The following is a 7,094-nucleotide window of genomic DNA, read 5'->3' on the forward strand; positions in this document are numbered from 1 at the left end:
ACTCCATGTCCGTTGGGCTCAAACCGGCAGCGGACGGGTGACGGGGGTGGCGCTGGCTGCCGGCAGGCGAGTCAGGCGCAGGGCATTGAGCACCACGGTCAACGAACTGAGTGACATGCCGATCGCCGCCCAGATGGGGGTGATCCAACCCAGGGCGGCAAACGGCAACATGAGGCCATTGTACAGCCCTGCCCACAACAGGTTTTCAATGATCACGCGACGGGTGCGCCGCGCCAGGCTGAAGGCTTGTACCAGCGCATCGAGACGGTTGGACAGCAACACCGCATCGGCGCTGGTCTTTGCCAGATCGGTGGCCGAGCCCATCGCCACGCTGATATCGGCGGCGGCCAGCACTGGCACATCGTTGACGCCGTCGCCGAGCATCAACACCTTGCGGCCTTCCTTGTGCAGTTGTTGCAGTCTGTGCAGCTTGTCGTCGGGGCGCAGGCCGCCGTGGGCTTCGTCGATGCCCAGTTCGGCCGCCACGCTGGCGACCATCGGTGAACTGTCTCCCGACAGCAGCAGCGTCCGCCAGCCGCGCGCCTTGCAGGCGGCGAGCAGCGCCGGCGCATCGCTGCGCAGGCGATCATCGAGGACAAACCAGGCCAGGGCGCCGCGGCTGTCGCCCAGCAGCAACCATTGGCCGGCTTCCGTGGGGGCGGGCGGCGTGGCGCAACCGCTCAATTCACAGACAAACCCCGGCTGACCAATGCGCAAGCGTTGTGCGCCGACCCGGCCTTCAAGCCCCAGGCCCGGCGTGCTGAGCACTTCGTCGGCCGCCAGCGGGGCACGCCCGAAAGCCCGCGCAATCGGATGTTCGGAGCGGTTCTCAAGGGCGGCGGCGAGCGCCAGGCATTGATCACTGTCCAGTGCTCCCAGCGGCCGGATGGCACGCAAGGCCAGGCGACCTTCAGTGAGGGTGCCGGTCTTGTCGAAAATCACCGTGTCGATCTGGTTCAGGCCTTCCAGCACATGGCCGCGGGTCAACAGCAGGCCGAGTTTGTGCAGGGTGCCGGTGGCGGCGGTCAGTGCGGTCGGGGTGGCCAGGGATAGGGCGCAGGGGCAGGTTGCGACCAGCATCGCCAAGACAATCCAGAAGGCCCGCGACGGGTCCAGCTCCCACCACAGCAGGCCGATCACGGCGGCGGCAATCAGCGAACACAACAGGAACCATTGCGCCGCACGATCGGCAATCTCGGCCAGGCGCGGCTTTTCCGCCTGGGCGCGTTCCAGCAGACGCACGATGGCCGACAGGCGGGTGTCGTGGCCCAGGGCGCGAACCTCCACGGTCAGCGCGCCTTCAACGTTGAGGGTGCCAGCAGTGACCGCGTCGCCCGCTTCTCGCGGTTGCGGCAGGTACTCGCCGGTGAGCAGCGATTCGTCGATGCTCGATTGGCCGTCGAGAATCACTCCGTCGGCGGGCAGGATTGCGCCTGGATGCACCAGTACGCGGTCGCCCAGGGCCAGTTCGCGGAGCAGAATACGCTCGCTCTGGCCATCGGCATGCAGGCGCAGGCACGAGGCGGGCAGCACGTTGACCAATTGCGCGGTGGCCGCGGCGGTGCGCTCCCGCGCCCGGCGTTCCAGATAACGTCCGGCCAGCAGGAACAGGGCGAACATGCCGACCGCATCGAAATACAGCTCGCCGACGCCGGTGATGGCGGTCCAGATGCCGGCCAGATACGCGCCGCCGATGGCCAGGGAGACCGAGACGTCCATGGTCAAGTGGCGGGTACGCAGGTCACGCATGGCGCCTTTGAAAAACGGCGCACAGCTGTAGAACACAATCGGCGTGGTGAGAAACAGCGCGACCCAGCGCAGGATCACATGCAGCTCGGGGCTGAGGTCGATATTGAATTCCGGCCAGGTGGCCATGGTCGCCATCATCGCCTGGAACCACAGCAACCCGGCGACGCCCAGTTGACGCAAGGCCCGGCGGTTTTCCTCGGCCAATTGCTCGGCGGCGCGATCGGCTTGATAGGGATGCGCGGCATAGCCGATATCGCGCAGTTCGCCGAGGAGTTGGCTCAAGGGGAGTTGTGTGTCGTTCCAACTGACGTGCAGGCGATGGTTGGACAGGTTCAGGCGTGCCTCGCCCACCGCGGGCAGCCGGCGCAGGTGTTTTTCGATCAGCCAGCCACAGGCGGCGCAACTGATCCCTTCCATCAACAGCGTGGCTTCGGCTTGATCGCCCGCGTGCCGCACAAAGGGTTTTTGCACATCGGCACGGTCGTACAGCGCCAATTCGTCTACCAGTTGCACCGGCAAGGCGTCGGGGTTGGCCGAAGCTTCGCTGCGATGTTGGTAATAACTCTCCAGGCCCCCTGCGACAATCGCCTCGGCCACCGCCTGGCAACCGGGGCAGCAAAGCTCACGTGGCTGGCCGAGGACCACGGCGCTGAACCGGCTGCCGGGTGGAACGGGGAGGGCGCAGTGGTAGCAGGCGGTTGGGCTGGTCATGAGCGCGATCTGAGTGAGCGATGAGGGCTGTTTTGAATCTCACCGAGCAAGCGAAAGTCATACATCCCGTAGATACCGTCTTGAATCTTGCCGAGCAAGCGCAAATCTCGAGCCATAAATTACCCCGTAGCAGCTGTCGAGGCGCTCAGTTTTTCAGGTCTTCCGCGCCCTGCAAAGGCTCATCGCCGAGCATCAGGTCCTTGCCGTGGTTGACCTCTTCTTCCTCGAACATGCGCCAGACCTTGTCGTCCTGTACGCCCAGCAGTTCAACAAAACGACGACCTTCAACCTTGTCGCCCAGTTGACCGATATAGCGGCCCGGTTCGCTTTCGCTGCGGGCCAGGATGACCTTGCGGTCCTTCTCGGGCTGGGTCGGAGAAATCAGGTTCAGCTCCAGGGTGGCCGGCAGGCTGTTGCCGCTCAAGCGCAGCTCAACCTCACCGGTTACTTCATCAAGGTGCATCGTGGCGCGCATCTGCAGGGTCTGGGCCAGCAGCTCGCGGTCGAGGGAGCGGTTGATACCTTTGCCGGCTTCGTAGTAGTTGTCGTTGACCAGGTTGTCCGGGTTGTTCACCGCGATGGTCACCATGGATAAGGTCAAGGTCACCGAGCACGCCAGGATGCCGATGATGATCCAGGGCCAGAGGTGCTTGTACCAGGGGCTGACGGCAGTGGCTACGGGCATTGTTGTGTTCTCTTTCAACGATTTTGTGGGCCGATGAACCGGCTCTTGGCTTCAACGTGGATGCTCTCATCGTCAGCATCCTTGAGGATGAACTTCACTTCGTTGGTGGTCGACGGCATTTGTTCCGGAGCGCTCGAGAGTTCTACCGGCATGCTGAAAATCTCCCCGGCGGCGACCTTGATCTCGCGCCGGCCTTGCAGCTTGAGGTCCGGCAGGCCCGTGGCGGCCAGAATGTAGGTGTGGTCGTGCTGGTCCTTGTTCATGATTTTCAGGCTGTAGACATTCTCGATCCGCCCTTCGGCGTTTTCGCGGAACAGTACCCGGTCCTTGCTGACATCGAAACCTACCAGCGAGCGCATGAAGAACGCAGTGGCCAGCAAGCTCATCATCGCCAGCAGCACCAGCGCATAGCCGATCAGGCGCGGGCGCAGCTTGTGGGTCTTTTGCCCGGACAGGTTGTGTTCGGTGGTGTAGCTGATCAGCCCGCGAGGATAGTCCATCTTGTCCATGATGGTGTCGCAGGCGTCGATGCAGGCCGCGCAGCCAATGCACTCGATCTGCAAACCGTCGCGGATGTCGATCCCGGTGGGGCAGACCTGGACGCACATGGTGCAGTCGATGCAATCCCCCAGGCCCTGGGCCTTGTAGTCGACGCCCTTTTTACGCGGGCCACGGGCTTCGCCACGGCGCGGGTCGTAGGAGACGATCAGGGTGTCCTTGTCGAACATCACGCTCTGGAAGCGCGCATAAGGGCACATGTAGATGCACACTTGCTCGCGCAGCCAGCCGGCGTTGCCGTAGGTGGCAAGCGTGAAAAAACCGACCCAGAAATACGACCAGCCATCGGCCTGCCCGGTGAAGAAGTCGAACACCAGCTCACGGATCGGTGAGAAGTAGCCGACGAAGGTCATGCCGGTGACAAAGCCGATCAGCAGCCACAGCGTGTGTTTGCTGAGCTTGCGCAGGAACTTGTTGGCGCTCATCGGCGCCTTGTCCAGCTTGATGCGTTGGTTGCGGTCGCCTTCGGTGACCTTTTCGCACCACATGTAGATCCAGGTCCACACGCTCTGCGGGCAGGTATAACCGCACCAGATGCGGCCGGCATACACGGTGATAAAGAACAGGCCAAACGCCGAAACGATCAGAATGCCCGACAGCAGGATGAAGTCCTGTGGCCAGAATGTCGCACCGAAGATGAAGAATTTACGTTCTGGCAGGTTCCACCAGACGGCCTGGTGGCCGCCCCAGTTCAGCCATACCGTACCGAAGTACAGCAAGAACAGGCCGGCACCGCCGAGCATCCGCAGGTTGCGGAACAGGCCAGTGAAGGCGCGGGTGTAGATTTTCTCCCGCGAGGCATACAGGTCGACGCTTTTGTTCGCGTCCTTGGCAGGCGGGGTAACGTCATGTACCGGAATCTGGTTGCTCATCAATTGCATCCCACGGCAGTGGAAAAGTGCCGAGGCCAGTACGTGCCGACCACGGTCAGAAAGGGTGTTGCGATGGCGCAATGATACGCCTGTAGGTCTGGCTCAAGGGTGCGACCTTTGGTCGCGTTGGGAGGAGAAGCAGAATGGTGTAGCGGATGTAACAAGTCATGACCCAGATCAATTGACTATAGACATTGCATGGCGTTGGCGGGGGATGGAAAGGGTGTATTGCTCTGCTGTGTCTTGCCGAGATGCCTGAGGCGCGAGTCTTGGCGTCCTCTCGGGGGTGAGCCCCACACCCGGTACGTCGCTTGCCAGACATTATGCTCGTCTATGTCGGTGAGTTGTTCCGGCAGGCCATTGAGGTCGTTGTGGTAGTCGTGGATTTTTTTGCAGCGTGCTATTTTAATATCAATGAATAGATAGCTCCTCGGTTTTGATTTGAAGTTGGTATGAATTTTGAGTTGTTTCCGTTGATAGTTATTTTCATTCTGACTCAGAAAGCATATACCCAAAGTTCCTCGAATATAAAATCGAGTGCCAAGCTGTCGGTTAGAGACTCAAAGTCATCATGTTCCTCAGGCAGCGAAAGACCAATGCCACTGACTTTATCTATTTGCACGAAGCCAGACCATGCTGTTTGCTCTTTAGAGTGTTTAAGTACTTCTGCTACGCTCATGCCGGCCCATAATTTATTTTGGTAGTTTCCGGTGAACGCTTGGTTGCAGGAAACTGCTGTGATAATTCCATCTGCGTCATGGTACGCCCTGATAAAGCCATCCTCTATTGTGAATGAATTGGGCGTTTTATGGGTTTTATAACTGGTAGAGATGCGCGCTTCAATTTTTGTGATGTTTTCTCCGATGCTTATTCCTCCGATTGACGTTTTTGGAATTATTTTTTTTGTAATGTCCATGATGCTCTCTATTTTGGTGAGTTCATTAAAACCCCATCTATAAATACGGGGCTATTCACGATTCTATCGTAGTTTTCAAAGCCTTTGGGCGCGATACGTCCTTGAACCTCGCCACCTCTATATGCTTTCCAATAGTTGGACTTGTGGTCGCCGCCACCTGGATGGAAGTCCAAAACATCCTTGTGTCCCACCTTAGTGGATCTCGTGAATTGGCTGTGCTGAGTTTTGTTGGTGTTCAGGTTTGTAATGCTTTTTGTATAACCTTTCTTCAATAGCATCGCTTCCACTTGCTGAGGCGTTTGCCCACACCCGGTACGTCGCTTGCCAAACCACCACGTACGCTGTTCTTGTTTCGCCATTGGGGTATTATAGGTTCTAATTTTGGTTTTATGGTTTTTATAAAGTTTGTTGGTATAGTTTGAGATGTTGTCTTGCAATAAACGTTCGCAATTGAGTGCTTGGATTTTATGTCGGCTGCGAAGTAAATCATTTGGGTGTCTCCGCTCTGCAGTGTCCAAGTTTTGTGGGCTAGGTAGTCTTTATTGTTTTGTTGTGTACACATAGATAGCATCTTCTGAAATGTATATTACCTCTCTGTCGGGTTGTGCTCTCACTGGAGAGATTAATAGCTCGCGCAAATCGCCTGAAGTGATAGCGTTATCAAGAAAACTCAAAATATCATTTTTTTTTGCCTTGCATAGTTCACCGTTGAAGATTATTTTTTTACCTCGACGAGTATTGAGTTTGTGTGCTATGTAATAATAATCCGAAGTCATGTGGGGCTTCAGGTCTTCGAGTGAATCGAGTGCTTGATCGAAATTGCCTGAAATTGTTGGTTGTAACATAAACGAATAGATGGTTTCTCTGTTTTCATTCGGACTTAATTCAATTTTTTTCAGTTTTTCTAATCGATAGTTGTTTTTCATGTTAGTTAGGAATGTCATAGAATATATGACCGTCCCCTCCATTGTTGTACCACTTGATATGAGGTGTATCCCCAAAGCCGCCCTCTGGAGCCATGTGTTGTTCATATCCCTTCGGATACTTTGCTACGCCATCAGCGCGAGCACTTTGCGTATGGGCTTTGTAGCGGTTCATATTGCCTTGTGATTCTTTCAAGAAAGCCTTGGCGTCTGAGCTTGAGTTTACTTTTATCTGGAATTTTTCCCCATTTGCCATGGCTGTCCGGCTATCTATGACTGCTTGTTTCCACTCTTTTGAGCCCTTAGTCATTGCGCGCATCTGGGATGCTTTTTGATTCAGTTTTCCCCTATAAGCACTGCACGCCAAGCCTTTAGGGTCGACCCACCCAAAAGGGTTCGGCGAATATTGATAAAGGTTAAATCCCCCTACCAGCCCAATCGGATCCGGCGTCGTAAACCGTCCCACATCCGGATCATAAAACCGAAACGTATTAAAATGTAGCCCCGTCTCCCGGTCCAGGTACTGGCCCTGAAACCTTAGGTTCTGCTCCTCGATGTAATACGGCTCGCGCACTTCTTCCAGCGTGTTGCCCCACACCCGGTACGTCGTGTGCCAAACGTTATGCCCATCCGCTTCGGTCAGTTGTTCCGGTAGTCCGTTCAGATCGTTGTGGTAGTAA

Annotated in this window: 7 protein-coding genes and 1 pseudogene; all 8 read right to left on the reverse strand. The window is 56.7% G+C overall.

The features are described 5' to 3' along the window. Positions 1-18 precede the first annotated feature (18 nt). Positions 19-2,460: a heavy metal translocating P-type ATPase gene (locus AC6CIA_RS22415; RefSeq protein WP_498315204.1), complete on the reverse strand. Its 2,442-nt coding sequence runs from the start codon at positions 2,458-2,460 to the stop codon at positions 19-21. Positions 2,461-2,605: 145 nt separating this feature from the next. Continuing rightward, entirely contained in the window at positions 2,606-3,145 is a 540-nt protein-coding gene (locus tag AC6CIA_RS22420) for a FixH family protein (protein ID WP_084378849.1), read from the reverse strand. 14 nt (positions 3,146-3,159) lie between these two features. After that, on the reverse strand, positions 3,160-4,575 hold the full coding sequence (ccoG, locus tag AC6CIA_RS22425; RefSeq protein WP_498315206.1) for a cytochrome c oxidase accessory protein CcoG: 1,416 nt from the start codon (positions 4,573-4,575) through the stop codon (positions 3,160-3,162). Positions 4,576-4,862: 287 nt separating this feature from the next. Further along, positions 4,863-4,967: pseudogene (locus AC6CIA_RS22430) on the reverse strand (RHS domain-containing protein); the annotation flags it as partial. A gap of 104 nt (positions 4,968-5,071) precedes the next feature. Continuing rightward, positions 5,072-5,491 carry a hypothetical protein gene (locus AC6CIA_RS22435; protein WP_339531397.1) on the reverse strand — a complete coding sequence of 140 codons (420 nt, stop codon included), beginning with the start codon at positions 5,489-5,491 and terminating at the stop codon, positions 5,072-5,074. 8 nt (positions 5,492-5,499) lie between these two features. Beyond that, entirely contained in the window at positions 5,500-5,928 is a 429-nt protein-coding gene (locus AC6CIA_RS22440; RefSeq protein WP_498315208.1) for a hypothetical protein, read from the reverse strand. A gap of 102 nt (positions 5,929-6,030) precedes the next feature. Then, positions 6,031-6,417 carry a hypothetical protein gene (locus AC6CIA_RS22445; RefSeq protein ID WP_498315210.1) on the reverse strand — a complete coding sequence of 129 codons (387 nt, stop codon included), beginning with the start codon at positions 6,415-6,417 and terminating at the stop codon, positions 6,031-6,033. 1 nt (position 6,418) lies between these two features. Next, on the reverse strand, positions 6,419-7,094 hold a 676-nt coding region (locus tag AC6CIA_RS22450; protein ID WP_498315212.1), incomplete at its 5' end, for an RHS repeat domain-containing protein.

This window comes from Pseudomonas sp. GQ91 (assembly GCF_059758795.1).